At 67.4% G+C, this 20,828-nt stretch carries 21 protein-coding genes; 8 read left to right on the forward strand and 13 right to left on the reverse strand.

The features are described from left to right. Positions 1-2: 2 nt before the first annotated feature. From DU484_RS10930 to DU484_RS10940, 3 genes are all read left to right on the forward strand, one after another. The gene (locus tag DU484_RS10930; protein ID WP_114586079.1) at positions 3-212 is read left to right on the forward strand and encodes a TRAM domain-containing protein; all 210 of its coding nucleotides are present in this window, start codon (positions 3-5) and stop codon (positions 210-212) included. 187 nt (positions 213-399) lie between these two features. Further along, positions 400-1,422 carry a DHH family phosphoesterase gene (locus tag DU484_RS10935; protein ID WP_114605908.1) on the forward strand — a complete coding sequence of 341 codons (1,023 nt, stop codon included), beginning with the start codon at positions 400-402 and terminating at the stop codon, positions 1,420-1,422. A 46-nt stretch (positions 1,423-1,468) separates the two neighbouring features. Then, positions 1,469-2,209, forward strand: coding sequence for an MBL fold metallo-hydrolase (locus DU484_RS10940; RefSeq protein ID WP_114586081.1), 741 nt, complete (start codon positions 1,469-1,471; stop codon positions 2,207-2,209). Positions 2,210-2,286: 77 nt separating this feature from the next. On the opposite strand, the gene DU484_RS10945 is transcribed toward DU484_RS10940, so the two are convergent. The 8 genes from DU484_RS10945 to DU484_RS10980 all read right to left on the reverse strand — a co-directional run bounded on the left by DU484_RS10945 (position 2,287) and on the right by DU484_RS10980 (position 7,775). Further along, positions 2,287-2,565, reverse strand: a complete 279-nt coding sequence (locus DU484_RS10945) for a hypothetical protein (protein WP_114586082.1) — start codon at positions 2,563-2,565, stop codon at positions 2,287-2,289. A gap of 39 nt (positions 2,566-2,604) precedes the next feature. Next, positions 2,605-2,970 (reverse strand): hypothetical protein, encoded by a 366-nt coding sequence (locus DU484_RS10950; RefSeq protein WP_114586083.1) that lies wholly within the window; start codon positions 2,968-2,970, stop codon positions 2,605-2,607. A 79-nt stretch (positions 2,971-3,049) separates the two neighbouring features. Beyond that, positions 3,050-3,781: an isopentenyl phosphate kinase gene (locus DU484_RS10955; RefSeq protein ID WP_114586084.1), complete on the reverse strand. Its 732-nt coding sequence runs from the start codon at positions 3,779-3,781 to the stop codon at positions 3,050-3,052. After that, complete coding sequence (gene mvk / locus DU484_RS10960) at positions 3,778-4,800, reverse strand: mevalonate kinase (protein WP_114586085.1); 1,023 nt, start codon at positions 4,798-4,800, stop codon at positions 3,778-3,780. The genes DU484_RS10955 and mvk overlap by 4 nt, the downstream gene beginning before the upstream one ends. Positions 4,801-4,841: 41 nt before the next feature. Beyond that, the gene (locus DU484_RS10965) at positions 4,842-5,126 is read right to left on the reverse strand and encodes a hypothetical protein (RefSeq protein ID WP_114586086.1); all 285 of its coding nucleotides are present in this window, start codon (positions 5,124-5,126) and stop codon (positions 4,842-4,844) included. A gap of 65 nt (positions 5,127-5,191) precedes the next feature. Further along, positions 5,192-5,995, reverse strand: coding sequence for an HpcH/HpaI aldolase family protein (locus tag DU484_RS10970; RefSeq protein ID WP_114586087.1), 804 nt, complete (start codon positions 5,993-5,995; stop codon positions 5,192-5,194). Between the two features lie 89 nt (positions 5,996-6,084). Then, a complete protein-coding gene (locus tag DU484_RS10975) occupies positions 6,085-6,903 on the reverse strand; it encodes a TrmB family transcriptional regulator (RefSeq protein ID WP_114586088.1) in 819 nt (272 codons plus the stop codon). Between the two features lie 50 nt (positions 6,904-6,953). After that, entirely contained in the window at positions 6,954-7,775 is an 822-nt protein-coding gene (locus DU484_RS10980) for a carbon-nitrogen hydrolase family protein (protein ID WP_114586089.1), read from the reverse strand. 90 nt (positions 7,776-7,865) lie between these two features. Between DU484_RS10980 and DU484_RS10985 the strand changes: the two genes are divergently transcribed. From DU484_RS10985 to DU484_RS11000, 4 genes are read left to right on the forward strand one after another with little or no spacing between them, the layout of a single operon-like run. Beyond that, the gene (locus DU484_RS10985) at positions 7,866-8,918 is read left to right on the forward strand and encodes a TRAP transporter substrate-binding protein (RefSeq protein ID WP_157969325.1); all 1,053 of its coding nucleotides are present in this window, start codon (positions 7,866-7,868) and stop codon (positions 8,916-8,918) included. Between the two features lie 6 nt (positions 8,919-8,924). Then, positions 8,925-9,491, forward strand: a complete 567-nt coding sequence (locus DU484_RS10990; RefSeq protein WP_114605909.1) for a TRAP transporter small permease — start codon at positions 8,925-8,927, stop codon at positions 9,489-9,491. Next, positions 9,478-10,767, forward strand: coding sequence for a TRAP transporter large permease (locus DU484_RS10995; RefSeq protein ID WP_245957236.1), 1,290 nt, complete (start codon positions 9,478-9,480; stop codon positions 10,765-10,767). Before DU484_RS10990 ends, DU484_RS10995 begins: the two co-directional genes overlap by 14 nt. 57 nt (positions 10,768-10,824) lie before the next feature. Continuing rightward, positions 10,825-13,554, forward strand: a complete 2,730-nt coding sequence (locus DU484_RS11000) for an ATP-dependent helicase (RefSeq protein WP_114605910.1) — start codon at positions 10,825-10,827, stop codon at positions 13,552-13,554. Here DU484_RS11000 and DU484_RS11005 read toward each other — a convergent pair. Further along, positions 13,551-14,774: a lactate racemase domain-containing protein gene (locus tag DU484_RS11005; protein ID WP_114605911.1), complete on the reverse strand. Its 1,224-nt coding sequence runs from the start codon at positions 14,772-14,774 to the stop codon at positions 13,551-13,553. The two genes, DU484_RS11000 and DU484_RS11005, sit on opposite strands and share 4 nt — an antisense overlap. Positions 14,775-14,892: 118 nt before the next feature. Next, positions 14,893-16,050: a hypothetical protein gene (locus DU484_RS11010; RefSeq protein ID WP_157969554.1), complete on the reverse strand. Its 1,158-nt coding sequence runs from the start codon at positions 16,048-16,050 to the stop codon at positions 14,893-14,895. Positions 16,051-16,298: 248 nt separating this feature from the next. On the opposite strand from DU484_RS11010, the gene DU484_RS11015 reads away from it, so the two are divergent. Beyond that, a complete protein-coding gene (locus DU484_RS11015; protein ID WP_114586095.1) occupies positions 16,299-17,036 on the forward strand; it encodes a beta-ketoacyl-ACP reductase in 738 nt (245 codons plus the stop codon). Here the strand turns inward: DU484_RS11015 and DU484_RS11020 are convergent. Genes DU484_RS11020 through DU484_RS19550 form a run of 3 tightly spaced genes read right to left on the reverse strand, consistent with a single transcriptional unit; the run spans position 17,033 to position 20,823 of the window. Next, positions 17,033-19,696: an ATP-dependent helicase gene (locus DU484_RS11020; protein ID WP_114605913.1), complete on the reverse strand. Its 2,664-nt coding sequence runs from the start codon at positions 19,694-19,696 to the stop codon at positions 17,033-17,035. The genes DU484_RS11015 and DU484_RS11020 overlap by 4 nt on opposite strands. A gap of 36 nt (positions 19,697-19,732) precedes the next feature. After that, the gene (locus tag DU484_RS11025) at positions 19,733-20,341 is read right to left on the reverse strand and encodes a hypothetical protein (RefSeq protein WP_114605914.1); all 609 of its coding nucleotides are present in this window, start codon (positions 20,339-20,341) and stop codon (positions 19,733-19,735) included. Next, on the reverse strand, positions 20,338-20,823 hold the full coding sequence (locus DU484_RS19550) for a hypothetical protein (protein WP_157969327.1): 486 nt from the start codon (positions 20,821-20,823) through the stop codon (positions 20,338-20,340). Before DU484_RS19550 ends, DU484_RS11025 begins: the two co-directional genes overlap by 4 nt. Positions 20,824-20,828: the final 5 nt, after the last annotated feature.

Consider the following 20,828-nt stretch of genomic DNA (forward strand, 5'->3'; position numbering starts at 1 on the left):
ACATGGTCGATCGCCCCGTCACGACCGGCGAGACGCACGTCGTCGCCATCGAGGAACTCGGTTCCGAGGGCGACGGCGTGGGGTACGTCGACGACTTCGCGGTGCTCGTCGACGACGCCGCACTCGGCGAGACGGTACGGGTAGAGATTACGGCTGTGGGGTCGAACTTCGCGCGCGGCGAAGTCGTCGACGCCGAGTTCGGCTTCGGCTGATACTGCCGGCTGTAAGTCAACCGAGATGTCCGTCACCCCGGGGCGAGGGATATCTTGAAACAGTTACAGCCGACAGTATGAGGCGGATACGTGGTCCCCGGCGGTCGTCGACCACGGGCGGCGACGCTCGATACGGGCGCGGGCCGACGGGGATAGTGGCTTATCCGACGGGGCCGAACGGGGAGTGATGAGTCGCGCCCGGACGCTGTACGACTTGCTCGCCGACGCCGACGCACTCACCGTCGTCTGTCACAACAACCCCGATCCGGACTGTCTGTCGAGCGCGCTGGCGCTGGGTCGCATCGCCGCCGCGGCCGGCGTCGACGAGCGGCGCATCCTCTACAGCGGGCAGATCTCACACCAGCAGAACCGCGCGTTCGTCAACCTCCTGAACGTCGACCTCCAGCCGTTCGATCCGGCGGCGATCCGTAACCGTCCCGAGGGGTCCCTCCTCGCGTTCGTCGACCACGCGGTTCCGGGCGCGAACAACGAGGTGCCGGCCGACACGCCGGTCGACGTGGTGATCGACCATCACCCGGCCGAGGGGATCGAGGCGCGGTTCGTCGACCACCGTGAGGCCGTCGGCGCGACGGCGACGATTCTCACCGAGTACGTCGTCGAACTCGACGTCGAGGTGGATTCGACGCTCGCGACGGCGCTCGCGTTCGCCATCCGGCGGGAGACGCTGGGCTTTCTGCGCGGGGCGACCGTCGCCGAGTACGAGGCGGTGATCGACCTCTACGACCGGACGGACCTGGACCTGTTGCGTCGGCTGTCGACCCCCTCGGTCAGCGGCGCGACGGTCGACACCATCGCGGACGCCGTCCACAACCGCGTCGTCCGCGGATCGACGCTCGTGACGAGCGTCGGCCACACGAGCGAGCGTGACGCCCTGCCACAGGCCGCGGACTACCTCGCGACGCTCGAGGGCGTCCAGACGGCCGTCGTGTTCGGCATCGTCGACGACTCGGTCCAGCTCAGCGCCCGGTCGACCGACTCCAGGGTCCACGTCGGCAACGCGCTCTCGGCGGCGTTCGACGACGTTGGCAGTGCCGGCGGGCACCGCGAGATGGGCGGCGGCGAGATTCCGCTCGGCATCTTCGCCGGCTACGACCTCGACGACGAGACGTTTCTCGACATCGTCGAACGGGTCGTCACCCGGCGACTGAGCGCCGCGCTCGGACTCGACGACGAGGAGTCGGGCGACTGAGCCGCCGACCCGAACCCATTTCCCCGACGCCCACCCACGCCCCGCCATGCGCCTCACTTTCCTCGGCACGGGGAGCGCGATGGCCCTCCCGGACCGGGCACAGACCGGCCTGTTGCTCGAACGCGACGACCGTCGGGTGCTCGTCGACTGCGGCGCGGGCGTCCTCCATCGCCTCGCCGCCACCGACCCCGGCTACGAGGGCGTCTCGACCGTCCTCCTCACCCACCACCACCTCGACCACGTCTCCGACCTCCTCGCGCTCGTGAAGGCGAGGTGGCTGGCCGGCGCGGGCGGCATCGAAGTCGTCGGTCCCGACGGAACGAAGGCGCTCGTCGACGACCTGTTCGACGCCTTCGACTACCTCGACGGCCGGGTCGACGTGCGCGTCCGCGAGGTGGGCGCCCACGACTTCTCCGTCGCCGGCTTCGACGTGTCGGCCCACGAGACGCGCCACTCCGTCGACGGTCTCGCCTACCGATTCGACGGCGACGAGGGCGACCTGACGATCAGCAGCGACACCGAGGCGTTCGAGGGGCTCGCGGCCTTCGCCGACGGCTCCGCCGTCTTCGTCCACGACTGCTCGTTCCCGGACGACGTGGACGTGTCGAACCACCCGACGCCCGCGAAACTCGGCGACGCCCTCGCGGGCCACGACTACGGCCGCGTCTACCTGACCCACCTCTACCCCCACACCGAGGGGCGCCACGAGGAGATGCTCGACTCGCTGGCACGACGCTACGACGGCGACGTGCGGTTCGCGCGGGACGGGTTGCGGGTGGAGTGTTGAGACGGGAACCGTAGCTGTCGGTCGCTGCTCGTCGTCGCGGGACGGCCGAGCAGCGACCGTGACCTCCGATCACCGTCTCATATCACGTCCTCGGGATCGTGTTCGGCCGCCATCCGCCGCGCTTCGGCCGCGTACGCCTCGCGGTCGTCGGGGGCGGTCGACCCCAGATTCTCCGGGGCGGCGTCGACGGCGGCGGTGGTGTCCCGCACGTCCGAAAACGAGGTGAGCGAGCGCTCCTTCCGGAAATACTGCTCTCCGTCCGGCGTCGCGTAGGTGAGGATGACGATGTTCTGTTCGTCGTCGGAGTACGTTCTCTCGACCAGCCAGACGCGGATGGCGTCGTCGCTGTCGGTCATCGGTCTCGCGTAGACGCGCGCGGCGCTTGAGTCCCGGGGCTACGCGGCCCGCGCGCGATTCAGTTCGACCGAGCCGTCGGCGCCGACCACCACGTCGAGCTGGTTGAACCACTCCTCGGAGCGGAACGTCTCGTCGAGCGCCGATTCGCCGTCGACGCGGGCCGTCACCCGGTAGCGACCGGGTCGCCACGGCGTCGTGCCGAGTTCCGCGACGCCCTCGGCGTCGACGGTGACGGCGTTCTCGATCACTACCCGTTCGTCGCGGGCGATTCGCACCGCGACGGTGTGGCTCGTGTCGTCCCGATTCACCGCGAGCGACGTGATCGGATCGCCCGGCCCGCCGGTACAGCCGGCGAGGGGGAGCGAGCCGAGGAGCGCGAGCAGGCGACGGCGCCGCACGGTCATACGGTTTAGTGTAAATCATTATCAGTGGTTCGCCGAGACGGTCCGGCGAACCACCGGTAACCAGTTACACTAATCCGTATCAGTCGATCCGCGTCCCCGGTTCGCCGCCCGCGAGGAAGGGTTCGAGGTCGTCGGCGCCGAAGACGTAGGCGGGGGCGTCGAGGTCGAGGAGGGTTCGCACCTTGCCGGCCATGCCGCCGGTCACGTCGGTGGCGTCGCTCCCGCCGAGGGCGTCGGCCACGGCGTCGAAGTCCGTGATCCGGTCGATCACGGCTCCGTCGGCGTCGTAGACGCCGTCGACGGTCGAACAGAGCCCCACGCGGTCGGCGTCGAGAGCGTCGGCGAACCGCACGATCACCTCGTCGCCGGAGATGATTGTCGTGCCGTGCCCCTCGTGGGCGATGACGTCGCCGTGGGCCACGGGGACGAACCCCTCGCCGACCATCCGCTCGACCGCCGGTAGCGGCATCTCGAGCGTTCCGTCGGCGTCGCGGGCGCCCGTCGAGAGCGGGTGGACGGGGAGGGCGGGCACGTCCCGGTCGTGGAGCCGCGAGAGCACGAACCGATTGAGGGTGGTCATCGAGCCGTGGATTTCGAGGGCGGCGCCGGCCTCGTGGGTCCCCTCGCTCACGCTCACGCCGTGTTTCTCGGCGTAGTGGTGGCCGAAACTCCCGGCGCCGTGGACGAGGGCGAGGTCGTCGGCCGCCGCGGCGATGGCGTCGGCCGCCGCGTCCAGCGCCGCGCCGTCCAGCGTCTCCGCGCGCTCCTTGTCCGTGATCAGGCTCCCGCCGAGTTTGAGAACGGTCGTCATTCGAGCCTCCGGACGCCGTCGGTCGCCAGTTCGGCGCGGAACGCCTCCTCGCAGCCGGGGGTGAAGCGCAGCGCCGTCAGCGTCTCGGGGGTGGGATCGAGCGCGACGATACAGCCGCCGCCGCCGGCGCCGGTGAGTTTCGCGCCGTGAGCGCCCGCCTCCCGCGCCGCCCAGACCATGCTGTCCAGCGACCGCGAGGAGACGCCGAGCGACTCCAGCAGGCCGTGGTTGAAGTTCATCAGGTCCCCCACCTCCGCGATCCGGTCCGCCGCGTCGACACCCGCCCCGGAATCGTCGGCGTCGGGGTCGAGGAGGCGTTCCCCCGTGCGGACGATGTCGCCGATGGTTTCGACGGTGTCGGCCGCGAAGCCGTACCGCTCCTTGAGCGCCCGGACGCCCGAGACGAGTTCGCCGGTGTCGCCCGCGCCGCCGTCGAAGCCGACGACGATGGGGAGGTCGGGGGCGTCGATGCGCCGGCAGTCGTCGCCCTCGACGCGGACGGCGCCGCCGACGGCCGAACAGAAGGTGTCGGCGCGTGACGCCTCCCCCTTCTGGACCGCCGACTCGGCGCGGTAGGCGCGGTCCGCGATGGCCTCGGGGGAGAGAGTCGTCCCGAGTTCGCGCGTCGCGGCGTCGATGCCGGCGACGGTCACCGCCGCCGACGACCCCAGGCCGGCGCCGAGCGGAATCTCGCTCTCGACGGTGATGTCGAAGCCCGCGCCGGGCGCGTCGGCGGCGTCGCGGGCCTGCTCGACCGCGGCGTCGATGTAACCCATCGCCGCCTCGACCAGGCCCGCGGGCACGTCCACGTCCGGCCGGTCGTCGGTCGACCCCGCGTACTCGACGGTGAAGCCGTCGAGGCTGAGGTCGGACGCCTCGACGCGGACGTGGTCGTCGTCGCGGGCGGTAACGCTCACCGTGGCTCGCCGTTCGATGGCACAGGGGACGGCGGGTTCGCCGTAGACCACGGCGTGTTCGCCGAAGAGGTACACTTTGCCCGGTGCGCTCGATACCGTCATACGCGTGTTATTCCGCGGCCGTCGCTTAAGCGGACCGGATATCAGGCTTCCTCGTCGAGCTCTGCGAGCTCTTCGAGTTCCTCCAGGTCGTCGCCGCCGCCGAGGACCTTCTTCAGACCGAGCGCGAGGACGGCGAGCACCAGGAAGACGACGAGGAGTTTGCCGGCTTTGCGACCGGCACAGCAGTCGCCGCTCTCGCTCTCGTCCGAGTCCTTCGATTCCGGTTCGGTGATCGTGTTTTGCTCGTCGCCGATGACCGACGGACCGACCTGAATCGATCCCTCGTCGAGGTGGAGCTCCAGGAGGGTGAATTTCTTGTCTGCCATACTGAGTGTAGCGCCACCGCGAACTTAGCGGTTGTGTCTACGGACCGCCGCCGGGACGCCCCTGCTCAGGTCAACGCGTCGAGCGTCTCCCCGAGTGAGTCCCGGAGAATGGCGAACTCGTTGCCGATGCCGATCAGTTGGTAGCCCCGGTCGACGGCCGACCGTGCGTCGTCCAGCGTGTCGAAATTACTCCCGAGGATCCCGAGTAGCGGGACGTCGTGTTCCAGACAGGTCCGTTCGACCGTCTTCAAAGCCGCACTCACGTCCGGATGGCCGTACTCTAGCGTGTGTCCCATCGAGACACCCGTATCGCCCGGCCCGGGGAAGACGAAGCCCAGCTCCGGCACGTCGACGATTTCCTCGATGTTCTCCACGGCCGTCTCGTTCTCGATGAGGACGCCGACGAGGACGCTGTCGTCCTCTCGCTCGTGGAAGTCCGAGCCTCCGTCCATCGACAGGGATTTGCCGTAGTTGCTCGCTCGTCCGAAACTCACGCCTCGTTCCCCGGGGCCGCCGTCGTACTCGTATCGCGACGCCTCGACGACGCGTCGAACCTCCGCTGCGGTCTCGACGCGCGGGACGACGACGTTTCGAACGCCCGCGTCGAGTACCTTCCGCACGCACGACGGATCCGAGCCAGCGATCCGGACGATCAACTCCGTGTCGGTGCACTCAGCGGCCCTGACGAGTCCCTCCAGATAGTTGCTATCGAACGAACTCGGGTTCTTGTGTTCCATGTCGATCCAGACCCAATTGAGACCCACCGAGCCGTACACTTCGACCAGGGCCGGCGCTCCCGTCTCGACGCCCGCACCGAAGAGTGCATCGCCCGCTTCCAACCCCGCTTTGACCGCGTTTTGTTGCTTCATTTGTACCGATCGACGGCCGTAGCGACTATGAAGTTCGTTAACCACTCTGGGGGAGTGGTTCCTTCTTATACGTCACTTGCCACGGACTGTCACTCCGCTCTCTCGAACCGCGGCGGCGTCGGATCACCCTCCTGCCACACCAGTTCGAAGCAGTACGCGAGCGTCCGGTAGAGCGCCGCCGAACGCGTGTTGAACCCCACCTCCGTGTCGTTGGTCTCCGTCGCGTACGCCATCACGACCTCCCGACTGTCGTACAGGTAGATCTTTCCCCAGATGTTGTCGACGAACCGGATGTCCGCCCAGTTTGACGCGGACTCGTAGATCTTCGGATGCAAGCTTTCGTCGCTCGAGAGGACGATCCTGATGGAGACTCCGTTCTCGCTGCTCTTGGCGAACTCCTCGCAGTGGTGGTTCGTGAGCCGTTTCAACCCGTATGGAGTCGTCATCATCAGAATCTCGGATTCGGCCTCCTGACAGAGGTGGCGCATCTCCTCTCTGATGTGCTCTCGGTCGGTGTAGTACCACCCCACGTCCATCTCCCCTCCCGCGTCTTCCGTGACGATCGAATCCTGTGCCTCCTCCACCATCCGTCGACCGACCTCCTTCGTACGGTCGATCTGCTCTTCGAACTTCTGTGACTTGTACCGACAGAACTGATCGATCGCCCGTTCGGGGACCACCGGCCCGTACTTCTTCGGTCGGCCCTCCTGAATCATCACGAATCCCTTCGTCTCCAGTCGTTCGAGGACGTCGTAGATACGGGACTGTGGGATGCCTGCGTTCGTCGAGACCTGCTTCGCGGTCGAGATGCCACAGATCAAGAGCGTGGGATACGCTGCGGCCTCGTATTCCGACAGACCCAGATCTTTCAGATACCGCTCTATCGCCTGTACATCCGTTTTCTTCATCAGAGGGGTGTTGTTAATGTGCCCGGATAAATCCTCGTTCGTGTGCCCGATTACTGACTCTCGTAGACGTCGGGTCTGGTGTGTTCGCGACAGGGGAGTTCCTCGCGAACCGTGTCGATGTAGTCCGTATCGATCGTCGCGGTGATCATCTCACTCCGATCGCTCGCCTGACTGACGACGTTGCCCCAAGGGTCGATCACCACGGACTTGCCGTACATCGGTACCGACTCCGGCTTGTCGCCGATCTGGTTCGCCGCGACCACGTACACTTGATTCTCGATGGCTCGCGTCCGGAGAAGCGGGATCCAGTGGTCCTTCCCGGTAAAGAGGGTGAAGGCCGCGGGCACGAACACGACTTCCGCCCCTGCGTCCGCCAGCGCGTTGTACAGTTCGTTGAACCGAAGGTCGTAACAGATGCTCAACCCCAGCGTCGAAAACGGGGTGTCGACGGTTTTGATCTGCTCTCCCGGGGCGACCCGTTTCGACTCCTGATACGTGACCCCATCTTCCACGTCGATGTCGAACAGGTGGATCTTCCGGTAGCGCTCCACGATTTCACCTCGGTCGTCGATGACGACGGACGTGTTGTAGACACGGTCGCCGTCCGACTCCTCGAAGATGCTCCCCGCGTGGACGTAGATGTCGTGTTCGGCCGCCGCGCGGGCGATGGCGTCGGTCGTCTCGCCCGGAATCGGTTCCGCAACACGTTGCAGGCGCTCCTCGTCGCCGACGTAGGTCGACATCTCCGGAAACGCCACCAGATCGGCGCCCTCGGCGGCGGCCGACTCGACGTATTCGAGCATGGTGGCGAGGTTTTCGTCCGTGTCGATTCCCGAGTCGAGTTGACACACTGCAACCTCGAACGTCGTCATAGTCGTAGTCCGTTCGCCTCGTGACTGAATGTTGTTCACTACCGACGAGTGGTCGTCAATCGTGATATGGTGTATCGTGTATGTTGGTGTATGGAACGCGAAAACAAGCAGTACGGGTCGTCTCGAAGACGTGTTCTCAAACACACCGGCAGCGCCGTCGCCGCGGCTAGTCTGATCGCCACGGCAGGATGTGCCGGCGGGAACGGGGGCGGGTCCGGGCCGACGAATCTCCGGTTCAACATTCCGACCAACGACAAGTCGATCCAAGGAAAGATTCCGGGATGGCTGAAGGAGAACGTGGAAGAGCGCTCCGGCGGGGATCTGACGCTGGAACTGTTCTACAACGGCGAACTCGGTGGGCAGGTCGAGTCCTTCGAGAACCTCTCCAGTGGAGCCATCGACATGTTCATCACGGGATACTCCATCGCTGGATCGCAGTACGGGCCGGCGGCCATGTTCGACGCACCGTACCTCTATGACGACTACGACCACCTGCTCCAGTCGGCGGACCCGAACCACTCGGAGATCGCCGAGCGTGTCGTCTCGAACATGGTCGAGGAGACGAACATCCGGGTGATCGGAACGGGTATCATGGGCACTCGGCGGTTGACGCTGGCCGACGAGGCCGTCTACCATCCCGACGATCTCGAGGGCAAACAGGTCCGTGCAGTTCCGGACGAACTGATGTTCGAGACGGTCAACGGACTGGGGGCGAAGGCCGTCAACATCGACTGGTCGGAGCTTCCATCGGCGCTGTCGACCGGATCGGTTAGCGGGCAGGAGAACCCCTACAACATCATCTGGAACTCCGGCATCTGGGAGAGCCAGAACTACCTGATGGAGACCGACCACCTCGACCAGACGCTCCCCGTCTACATCAGCGAACACGCGTGGAGTGAGCTCTCGTCCGATCAGCAGGACATGATGACCGAGGCGATGCTCGAGACACAGGAGACCGCCCTCGAAGAGCTTCGATCGTCGCTGGGCGACCTCAAAGAGCAGATGGGTGCGGAACTGGAAATCGTCGGTCAGGACCAACTCGACATGGACGCGTTCAGGACCTCGGTTCGATCCCGCATCCGGGAGAAGTTCCCCGATTCCGTCGACCTCATCGAAGAGATACGCGGCAGCGAGTACGTCTAAGTGACCATGGCGGACAAACTGACAGCAAGTTCGGCCGACGAGGCTTCCGGCGACGGATCATCCCACGAGACGCTCGTGCGAAACGACGTCCTGAACGGCCTCCTGCAGTTCAAGTACACCGTCGCAGTCGTCTGTTTGTTCGGGGTCACCGTGGCATTGCTCCTCCAGATCGCCACCCGCACGTTGAACGTGAGCGTCCCGGGACTGCAGGCACTGGCCCAACTCCTCGCGGTCTGGATGGCGTTCCTCTTGATCGGCAATCTCGAAGTCGAGGACAAGCATATCCGGGTCAACTACTTCGCCGAGAAACTCCCGGCGCCCGTACGGTCGGTCGTCGACATCGCCGTGCTGAGTCTCAGCGCACTCTGGGCGGCGATCATCTTCGTGGCCGCCGTGCTTGGCAGTCTCGCCTCCGCGGGTACCACCATCCCGACCCTCGGGGTCCCGACGTTCGTCCTCCACGCGGCTCCGCTGTTGGGAATGTTGCTCCTAACGCTCGCGTATCTGGCCAAAATCAAGACGTCGCTGGCCGAGTGCCTCGGATTCGAGGAGGGGACCCGTGTTAGAAATTAATCAGGGCCTCTTGGTCTTGCTCGGGTTCGTCGTGCTGATCATGCTCCGTGCGCCGGTGTTCGTCGCGCTCGGGGCGCCACCGATGGCGTACATCCTGCTGAACGGGTTTCCGCCGGTGTTTCTGTCCCAGCGACTGGTCCGCGTACTGGACTCGTACACCCTCCTCTCGATTCCGTTGTTCATCCTCGTCGGAGGGCTGATGAATCACGGCGCGATCACCGACAAGATATTCGCGTTCGCCAACAACCTCGTCGGCCACTTCCAAGGCGGGTTGGCGCAAGTAAACATCGTCACGAGCCTCATTTTCTCGGGTATCTCCGGCTCCGCCCTCGCCGACATCGGTGGCGTCGGGCGCATCTTGATCGAGGCTATGGAGGCCGAGGAGTACGACAGCGACTACGCCGCAGCACTCACGAGTGCCTCCGCGACGGTCGGACCGATCTTTCCGCCGAGCATCCCGCTGATCATCTTCGGTCTCGTCGCACAGGTCTCGGTACTCTCCCTGTTGCTCGCCGGAGCGATTCCGGCGATTCTGGCGACCGTCGCGCTGATGATCAGTACGGCTTGGATCGCCCGTCAGCGGGATCTCCCACAACACAACGAGCGCGCGGACACTGACCAGATCCTGTCGTCGTTCGTGGAGGCGCTGCCGGCGTTGCTCACACCCGTCGTGTTGCTCGGCGGCATGTTTCTCGGCTTCTTCGGCCCGACGGAGTCGGCCGCCGTCACCTGTGCGTACATCATCCTCATCAACACCGTCTGGTACCGCATCGTCAGGGTGGATTACATCTGGTCTGCCGGACTCGAGACGGCCAAGACGACCGGGACGATCATCGTCATTCTCGCGGCCGCTGGACTGTTTAGCTGGGTGATCGCTGCCGAGAACGTCGACGCTCTCTTCGCGACGTATCTGTTTTCGATTTCGCAGAATCCCGTCGTCGTCTTGCTACTGGTGAACGTCCTGTTGATCTTCCTCGGCCTGTTCCTCGAACCGATCGCGGCGATGATCATGTCCATTCCCATCGTCGTCCCGCCGCTCGTCGAACTCGGCTTCGATCCCGTCCACGTGGGCGTCGTCGTCGTGTTCAACCTCATGGTCGGACTGCTGACGCCACCGCTCGGGCTGTCGATTTTCCTCTCGGCGGACATCGCCAACACACCCGTCGAGCGGGTGATTCAGCAGGTGAAGCCGTACTACGTCGTTCTCGTCGTCGTCTTACTCATCCTCAGCTACGTGCCTGCGCTCAGCTTGCTTCTCCCGAACTTCGCACTGTGACGTGTTCGGTTCGCTCCGAACACAACCCACTTGATCGTCCGCCCCAACTCACGACCGATGGATCGGTCGACCGACGGGGAGACGGACCCGCTGGCAGGCGTGGACGTGCTAGACGGCGTCGATGCAGCAGCGGCGGCCGATACGGACGTCCTCTCGCTGCTCGACCCCGCCGTCCGCGACTGGTGGGTCGACCAGTTCGGCGCGTTCGTCTCCGAGAACGGCGGCTTCTTCACGCCACCACAGCGCGAGGCCATCCCGCTGGTCCACGAGGGGCGAAACACCCTCGTCTGCGCACCGACGGGGAGCGGCAAGACCCTCGCATCCTTCACCGCCATCATCAACGAACTGTTCCGCCGGGAGCGAAACGGGGGCCTCGACAACGCGGTCTACTGCCTCTACATCTCGCCGCTGAAGGCCCTCGCCAACGACGTCCACCGGAACTTGGCCGACCCTCTCGACGGCATCCGCGAGCGGCTGGCCGAGCGCGGCGAGTCGACGGAGGTGCGCCACGCCATCCGCCACGGCGACACCGCCGACGCCGAGCGACGGGGGATGCTCTCGGAGACGCCACACATCCTCAACACGACGCCCGAGACGCTCGCCATCCTCCTCAACTCGCCGAAGTTTCGGGAGAAGCTGCGGAGCGTCGAGTACGTCGTCGTCGACGAGATTCACGCGCTCGCGGCGAACAAGCGGGGGACACACCTCTCGGTGTCGCTGGAACGCCTCGAACGCCTTGCCGACGGCTCGCCGACCCGCATCGGCTGTTCGGCGACCGTCGAACCCCTCGACACGATGGCCGAGTTCCTCGTCGGCTGCGAGGACGGGACGCCCCGCGACTGCGAGGTGGTCGACGCCCGCTTCGCCCGCGAGTTCGACCTGGAGGTGGACTGTCCGGTCGACGACTTGGTGGGCACGCCGGGCGAGGTGGTCCGGAGTCGGTTCTACGAGCAACTGCACGACCTGATCGCCGACCACACCAACACGCTCGTGTTCACGAACACGCGGTCTGGCGCCGAGCGAACCCTGCAGGCGCTCCGGGAGCGCTTCGACTACGACGAGTCGAACTCCGCCTGTCACCACGGCAGTCTCTCGGCGGACCGCCGGAACGCGGTGGAGGCCGGTCTCAAGGAGGGCGACTTCGACGTGGTCACCACCTCGACCAGCCTCGAACTCGGCGTCGACATGCCCCACGTCGACCTCGTGGTGCAGGTCGGGTCACCCAAATCCGTGGCCGCGCTCCTCCAGCGTGTGGGCCGCGCCGGCCACCAGGTCGGGCAGGTCGTCGAGGGCCGGGTGATCGCCCTCGACCGCGACGACCTGGTGGAGTCGGCGGTGATGGTCCGCAAAGCCGAGTCGGGGTTCGTCGACCGCGTGTTCGTCCCGGAAAACGCCTACGACGTGGCCGCTCAGCACGTCTACGGCATGGCGATCAACGCCGTCCGGCGGGAGAGTGCGGTGCGCGAGACCCTCCGCCGGGCCTACCCCTACCGTGACTTCTCGGACGCGCGGTTCGAGACGCTGTTTCGCTACCTCACCGCCGACTACGAGGGGTTAGAGGAGCGCAACGTCTACGCGAAGATCTGGCGGGACACGAACGACCCGCCCGACGGCGACCACCACTACCCGGACTTCACGGTTGGCGAGCCCCTGATCGGCAAGCGCGGCCGCCTCGCGCGGATGATCTACCTGACGAACGTCGGCACCATCCCCGACTCCTTCTCGTGTGACGTGTTCGTCCGCGGCGGCGACGAGTGGGTGGGCGAACTCGACGAAGACTACCTCGACACGCTCGACTCGGGCGACGTGTTCGTCATCGGCGGCGAGCGCTTCGAGTTCCGGTATCGCCGAGGGTCGAAGGTGTACGTCGACCGGACGAGCGCGCGCCCGACGGTGCCGTCGTGGTACTCCGAGCGCCTGCCGCTCGCCTACGACCTCGCCCGCGAAATCCTCGCCTTCCAGCGGGATCTGCTGGACCGACTCGACTCGGGCGGCGTACCCGCCGTTCGGGTCTGGCTCCGCGAGTCGCCGCTCTCGGAGCGGGCGGTGCGCGCAGTCACCCGACTCTACGACCAGCAGGTTGCCTTCGCCGGGTCGGAGAGCGTCTCGACGCCGGAACGGATCGCGGTCGAGGAGGAGCGCGACCGCGAGGAGTACCGCCGGCGCTACTACGTCCACACCCTCTACGGGCGGCGGTTCAACGACGGTCTCTCCCGGCTGCTCGCGGCCGCCTGTGCGAGCGAGTCGAACGCCTCGGTCACCGTCGCCGTCGCGGACAACGGCTTCGTCCTCTCGATGCCGCTGAACCGCCGGGTCGACGCGGCCGGCATCCTGCGGGGACTGGACCCTGCGGACGCCCGTGCGGACCTCCGGGACGCGCTCCGGGGGACCGACCTCAGACAGCGCTACTTCCGCATCGACGCCACGCGCTCGCTCATGATCCTGAAGCGGTACAAGGGACACGAAAAGTCGGCGGCCCGCCAGCAGGTCGAGAGCGAGACGCTGCTCTCGCTGGCCGACGACCTGGACGACTTCGCCGTCGTCGAGGAGACGGACCGGGAGTTACTGGAGGACAAACTCCACGTCGCGGGGATCGAGGCCGTCCTGGCGCGGATTCGGGCGGGGGAGGTCGAGGTGGTGGAACACACGGTCGAGACGCCGACGCCCCGCGCGTTCGGGCTGGCGACCCTCGCCGCCACCGACACGGTCCTCGCCGAGGACGAGAGCGCGGCGCTTCGGGACTTCCACGAGCGGGTGGTGGCCGAAATCGAAGGCGCGGACGACTAAGCCGACACCAACAGCGTGTTCAGGGCATCCGGGACGACCAACACGTCGCAGCCCGGGTCGACCGCGTCCTCGACACGGTCGGCGGCGTGGAGCAGGCACTCCTCGACCACCTCGGGACGTTCGCTGTTCGTGACGTACACGTCCGCCTCGCGGAGGGTGCGGGCGACGACGAACGCCCGCTGTGCGCCGGGGTCGTAGCCGGCGCGCATCGCCTCGTACAGCGCGTCTGCGCTCGTCGCCGTCCGCAGGCGCTCGTAGAAGCGCCGCTCGCCCGTCCCCTCGCCGACGCCCTCCGGCAAGCGCGCGGGGACGACGACCCGGCCTCCCGGGCGGACGGGGTTGTGGTCGCCGAGGACGAGGTAGGTCGGGGCGCGGGTCGTCTGGTAGAGGTTGGCGTCTTTCGGCGCGCCGACGCCGCCGATCACGGCGTCGAAGGTGTCCGAGAGGGGCACCGAGAGCGCCGCCCGGGCCGTCTCGGCGAGGTCGGCGACCACCGCCCGGGGCCGGCCGGCGCTCGCGCCGAGGAAGCCGTTCGGACCCTTCGTCACGTTGAGACAGAAGTCGAGACCGATAGCGTCGCCCGCGCGGTCGACGACCTCGCGGAACGGGTTGTCCTCGATCCGGCCGAGGCGCACGTTCGGGTGCGAGAGCACCTCGGGGCCGTGGGTGTAGCCGATCAGTGAGCCGTCACCCGCGCCGATGGCGGCGGTCTTCGCGCCGCCCGAGAAGCCCGCGTACTGGTGGGGTTCGACCATGCCCGTCGAGAGCAGGCAGTCCGCCTCGGCGACGAGGGGGTGGACGCGAACGGGAACTGCCTCGCCGTTCAGACCGTCGACAGTTCCCACCTCGACCGTCGCCTCGGGGTCGTGGTTCACCGCGAGGTCGGCGTACTCGCCCAGTCCCGCGCGGAGTTCGGCGTCGGTCATCGGCCGGTGCAGGCCGAGGCCGACGAGGATCGACACCTCGCAGTCGGGCAGGCGGTCCAGCATCGCCTCGACCAACACGTCGTCCGGCGTCGCACGCGTCACGTCGGTGACGACGACGGTCACGTCGTCGCCGGGGTCGACGAGGGTCCCGAGCGACGGCCCGTGGGGGTCGTCGAGGGCCGCCCGCGCCGCCGCGGCCGGATCGACCGTCTCGCCGCCGGGGCGCTCGACGGTCCGGACTTCGCAGTCGGGCAACGACATGTCGACCGTCCCGGTGCCGAGCGGGAGTTGCATACCTTCGCTGGTGTGGCACTGTCCCTCAACCTGTCGGTCACAGTCGGCTCGTGGTTGGATGCGTGGCGTCGAGTCAGCGCACGCCGTACGTGCTCGGTGTCCCTCACGACTGCGCGGTTCAGTACCACGTTCCATCCCCTCTGGTCACGTCGCCGTCTTCTCCCGCCACCGATTTGACGACCCGGACGAGCAGTCGTTCGGAGAACCCCGCGACGAACGACAGGCTGAACACCAGTGCGACCGAGAGAGTGGTCCCCAGGTTGAGGGTCAGTATCCCGGTCGTCGCGTCGCCGTCGAGCGAGACGACTCCGGATAGCAAAAAGAGAAACAGCATCAGCGCGGCGACGCCGCCGGTGGCGAGCCGAGCGATCGCGAACCAGACCGTCCCAGCCTGTTCCGGAATTCTCGACTCCCGAAGTTCCCGGGAGAGGGATAGAATTCCGCTGACGGAGGCACCCATGATCCCCAACACCACGATGAGAACGAGCACGATCAGTTGCGCGAACGTCGGCAATCCGACGAGTCCGGACACCGGCGACTGGAGCAACTCGATGCGGTCGACCAACCCCTCTCCTTCCCGCAGGGGGATGCTGAGGAACGCGACGATGAAGGTGATCGCCGATACCGCCATGATGACGATAAACGACCGGAGGTGGATCTCCAGTATCCGGCCGGTCAACCGCTGGTCGACGTAAAATTCGTGGAGAACGTGCATCGCAGCCCCCACCCGATCCGCAGTCAGTCGACCTGCCTGCTCGGTCGCCGGCGCCTGTTCGCCATAGTTGCCCACGTCACCGAGGATGTTCTGGATCGCCTCCTTTCGGGGCGGGTCGAGACGGAGCAGTCCGTTGCGAGCGGCCAGCCCCGCCGCCTCGAGTTTGATACTCTGTGCCTGCATCTCGAGGTACTCCCCGCCGAGTCCTTCGAGACCGAACAGTTCCATCCGGCGGGCCGCGTAGAACTCTCGCCAGAACGTCACCTTGTCGCCGTCCTCCAGCGCCATCCGCGCCTGCCTGACGTGGAGGTACGCGAGCGCGCCCCACTCTGTCGACGCCTCGGGAAGCGTCCGAACGGACTCACCACCGAACGGGGAGCGAATCTCGGGCATCGGTCCCTCTCGTGAGGATTCCAACGCCGCCGTGAAGTCGCCCCCTTCCTCCCGCCCCGCCTCGCCGGCGACCAGTCGCTCCAGTTCACGGATTTCGCCCGAAAGCTGAGACAGCAATCGCCAGAGCTTCGCCGAGGGCACTGACGAAACCGTGAGCAGTCCGGCCACGGTCGACCGTAGTCGACTCCAGACCGCCGGTCCAGTCCCGTCGGCGCCGTCCACATCGTTCCTGTCTGGTATCATGCGATCCCCCACCGACTCGTAACCTCGCCCGGATCGGACGAAGGCCCCCACCTACCAGCTACCCGATCGGCACCCGATCGGAGATACGCTACGACGGTATTTTAGTGTGTGGTGTGGTGACACGAATCACTCCCGCCGAAATCTTTTGCAATTCGGTAACACACGTCTATTCCATGCGACCGAAGACGTGCGTGGTCACGGGGGCATCGAAGGGGATCGGTCGCGGCATCGCCGAGCGACTCGGCGCGGACGGCTGCGACGTCGTCGTCAACTACCGGAGTTCCGAGGCCGCGGCGGCCGAAACCGTCGACCGCGTCGAGGCGGCCGGCGGGTCGGCCATCGCGGTCCAGGCCGACGTGACGAACCTCGCGGAGGTCGAGGCGATGCGCGACGAGGCTCACGAGTCGTTCGGCCCGGTGGACGTCCTCGTGAACAACGCCGGCATCACACAGGACGTCCGGTTCACGGAGATGTCCCACGAGGAGTGGGACACCGTCCTCGACGTCCACCTCGACGGCACCTTCCACTGCACGCAGGCGTTCTACGACGACCTGGCCGACGCCGAGGAGGGTCGCCTCGTCAACATCTCCAGCATCATCGGCAAGGAGGGGAACTTCGGGCAAGCGAACTACGCGACGGCCAAGGCGGGCATCTTCGGGTTCACCCGGACGCTGGCGCTCGAACTCGCGTCCACGGGGTCGACCGCCAACTGCGTCGCCCCGGGATTCGTCCTGACCAGCATGGTCGAGGAACTCCCCGACGACATCAAAGAGACCATCCGCGCGGACACGCCGCTCGGTCGACTGGGAACCGTCGAGGAGATCGCCGACGTCGTCACCTTCCTCGCCAGCGACCGGTCCTCCTTCATCACCGGCGAGGTCATCGACGTGAACGGCGGCAAGGACCTCTAGCGCCGCGCCCAGTCGAGCATCCGGGCGTAGAACGGCTCGGAGTCCAGCGCCGCCGCGTCGCCGACGAGGACGAGGGCCTTCTTCGCCCGCGTGAGCGCCACGTTCACCCGACGGGTGTCCTCGAAGATGGGACCGTCGAGGTCCCCCGTGGCGACGAAGGAGACGACGACAACCTCGGCGCTCGACCCCTGGAAGCGGTCGACGGTGTCGACGGCCACGTCCACTCGCCGACTGATTTCGGCCACCTGCGCGCGGAAGGGGGCGATCACCACCACGTCGTCGGGGTCGACGCCGGCGTCGATGTACTCCTCGACGACCGCCGCCACCCGGTCGGCCTCGACGGGGTTGGCGTTGCCCGCCTGCCGGCCGTCGGGGTCGATAAAGCGGACGCCCTGACGGAGGTGTGCCGGCAGCGACGCCGCGTCGACGCCGGGGAGGTCCCCGAGCGACCCGCCCGCCACCGCCGGCGTCGCGGGGCGGAGTGCGCCGTCGTAGAACTCTCGGGAGGCGAAGGCCTGGATGCGCTGGCTCATGCGGTACTGGCGGTCGAGCATGACCGCGGCGTCGGGGTGGTCGTCGTGGAGGCGCTCGAACAGCGACGTGGCGAGCCGTTCGTCGCCCGACTGGACGACTGGCGGGAGCTGCTGGTGGTCGCCGACGAGAACGAACCGATCCGCGAGGTTGACGGCCGCGAGCGTTCCGGGCTCGGTGAGTTGCGAGGCCTCGTCGACGACGGCCACGTCGAAGTCCGCCTCGCGGAGGACGCGGGAGCCACAGGTGGCGGTGGTGGCGGCGACGACGGGGGCATTCCGGAGCGCGGCCGCCCGGTCGTTCGGCTCCCCGCGGCGTTCGAGGCGCACGTCGAGCATGTCCTCGCGGACGCCCGTCTTCGTCCCGACGCGGGCCACGTCCTCGAACCCCTGTTCGCGGAGGGCGTCGAGCGCGTTGTCGACGGCGCGGTTCGTGAACGCCGAGAGGAGGACGCGGTCGCCGCGGTCGACGAGCGCCCGGACCAGACGGGCGATGGTGTAGGTCTTGCCCGTCCCCGGCGGGCCGTGGACGAGCGCGAAGTCGTCGGCGCCGACGGCGCGCTGGACGGCCGTGTTCTGGGCGTCGTTGTTGTCGATGAACGTCTCCGAGACGCCGGTGAACGTCGGATCGCGCCGCCCGAACAGCACGTCCTTGCGGTCGGGGTCGCCCTTCAGCAGGACGTCGTGGAGCGCCGTCAACTGTCTGGAGACGGATATTTCGGAGGGATACACGTCGAGTCGCCGGAGGTCCAGGGGTTCGTCGACCGTGACGACCGCCTCGTCGCCGAGCGACCGAATCCGGCCGAGTTCGGCGTCGCCGTGGACGGGGTTACCCGAACTCGCGAGTGCCACGTCACCCTCGCGGAGCTTCGACACCGCACCGTCGGGGACTCGGGCGCGAAGTTCCCAGTCGCCGTCGGGCAACTGCCGCCTGTCGAGGGGGTCGAGGTCGATCAGCGCCCGGTCGGCGTCGGCCCGTTCCCTCGCATCCTGTTCCCACAGCTTCCGGTACTCGTCGTGGACGGCGCTGCGTTCGTCCTCGATGGCGCGGTAGAAGTCGGCGAAGTAGTCGCGCTCTTCCTCGGGGATCGCGGTGCCGATCTGTCCGGCCTTGGACTCCTGATCGAGTCGGCCGGAGACGACCATGCAGGTGTCCTGTTCGAAACACCACTCGCACTTGGCGTCGGCCTCGTAGCCCGTCGGTACGTCGCGCTCGGCCTCCATGGCCGCGATTTCGTTGCGGGTGCGGACGACGAACTCGAGCAACCCGCGCCCGACCGAGAACTCCTTGGCCGGCGAGAGGTCGCCGCTCGCCTCGCTCCGGTCGAGCGCCGCGTTCTTGGTGTAGAGGAGGGTGCCCGTGTTCGGCGGGTCGCCCGACTCGCCCAGCAAGAGCGCGTACGTCGCCGCCTGAATCTTGTCGTGAAATCGGGGTTCGCGCTTCGTGTTCTTCCCCGTCTTGAGTTCGACCGGACTGTCGCGCCGCAGGGCGTCGGCCCGCCCTTTCACCCCGAACGTGGGGCTGATGAGCGTGTATTCGGAGCGCCACTCGTCCTCCTCGGTGAGCGTCCCCTGTGCCAGCCACCCCTCGATGGCGGCGGCGTTGCGCCGCACCTCGTCGCGCACTTCCCCCGCCTCGCGGCCCAGCAGGCCGAGTTCGAGGCCGGCCGCCTCGACGTGGTCCGCGACCGACTCGTCCAGGTCCCGACCCCGCAACAGGTCGCCGAACACCTCGTGGACGATAGTCCCCTTGACCACCGGGTACGCGAGGGGGACGCCGGAGAGCTTGTTCAGGTAGTACATCCGCGGGCACTGCACCCACGAGCGCACGTCGGTCACGTCGACGAGGAAGTCCGGTTCGAGGACGACGTAGGAGTCGCCGCCCGTGGCGTAGCCCGACTCCCCCCGGAACTCCGTCCGCTCCGCGTCGGTGACGAGGAGGTCCATCCCCGGGGCGGCGTGGTCGGCGGTGTGGGTCCACTTGCCCCAGAGGGTGACCGTCGTCTCGGCGGCGTCGACCCCCGCATCGTCGTCCGGGCGAGCGGTCACCTCGACCAGGTCCCGCTCGCCGTACTGCGTCGAGACGGACCGCACCTCGCCAACGTCCAGAATCGTCCCGCGAAAGTTCACGCCCGAGGATGGGGGTCGGCGGCGAAAAACCCTGTGCTACTCGCCCTTTCGCACGTCGCGCAGGCGGTCGACCGCCTCGTCGTCCGCCGTCGACACCGCAGTCCGACCGCCGCGCGTGAACGGTTCCGCATCCTCGGCGTCGGCGTCGGCCACCGGCACCACGTCCGTCGACCGACAGAGTGGACAGGGTTCGGACGGGTCCTCGACGGTCGTGCCACACACCGAACACGCGACGGCGCCGTCGGCGTCGCGGGCGTCCACCGACTCGGCGTCCGGGTGCGCGCCAGCCTCGGTCGCGGCTTCGGCCCGCTCCACACCCTCGTCTCCCGCCGTGGTCCCGTCCGTCGGCGGCGCCACACTGCCGGGCTCCGACGCCCCCGCCGTCGCCTCGGCGTCCGGAATCGACACCGTCGGCTCGTCGGGGGCCGGCGCACTCGCCGCCGAGCCGGGCGACTCGCTCTCGGCCGACGGCGGATCCGGCCGCTCCATCGTGCTCGGCGTCTCCAGCGGGCGGTCGTCGCGGTGGACGACCCGGGGCGACGCCTCGTCGGCCGACGCCGCCGCCTCCGTCTCGTCGTCCGCCGTCGTCCCGCCGTCGAAGAGGCCGCCGAGCCACGCCCGGAACCGCGCGAACAGCCCCGTCATCGGTAGTGTTTGAACAGGAGCGCCTTCACGTCGTCTTTCGTCCGCACCTGTTCGGTGGAGCCGTCGGGCAGGTCGACCTGGTATCGCTCGTCGCCCGACGACTCGCCCCACTTGTCGCTGTGGGTGTCGAGCAGGCTCATCATCTCGTTCAGCATGGCGTCGCCGCCGGCACCGTCCGTCGCGTCGCCGTCCTCATTCGCGACGACGCGTGCCGCCGCGGCGTCCGTCCCGCCGGTGTCGCCGTCGGCCTCCGTGTCGTCGTCCGCCGCGTCCGTGTCGCCCTCGGGGTCGGCGTCCGCGTCTCCCCCGGCGTGCGCGGCTCCGGGATCGGCGTCGTCGTCGTCTTCGTACCGGTCGAGGAGATACTCCACGGCGTCGCGGGGGCGGACGTGGCCGTACTTCCCGACCACGTCGCGCGCGATGTCCTCCTGGAGGGCGCGCAGACGCTCCTCCTGTTCGGGCGTGATCTCGATTTCGGGCATTGTCG

Origin of the sequence: Haloplanus rubicundus (assembly GCF_003342675.1) — an archaeon.
Taxonomy (GTDB): domain Archaea; phylum Halobacteriota; class Halobacteria; order Halobacteriales; family Haloferacaceae; genus Haloplanus; species Haloplanus rubicundus.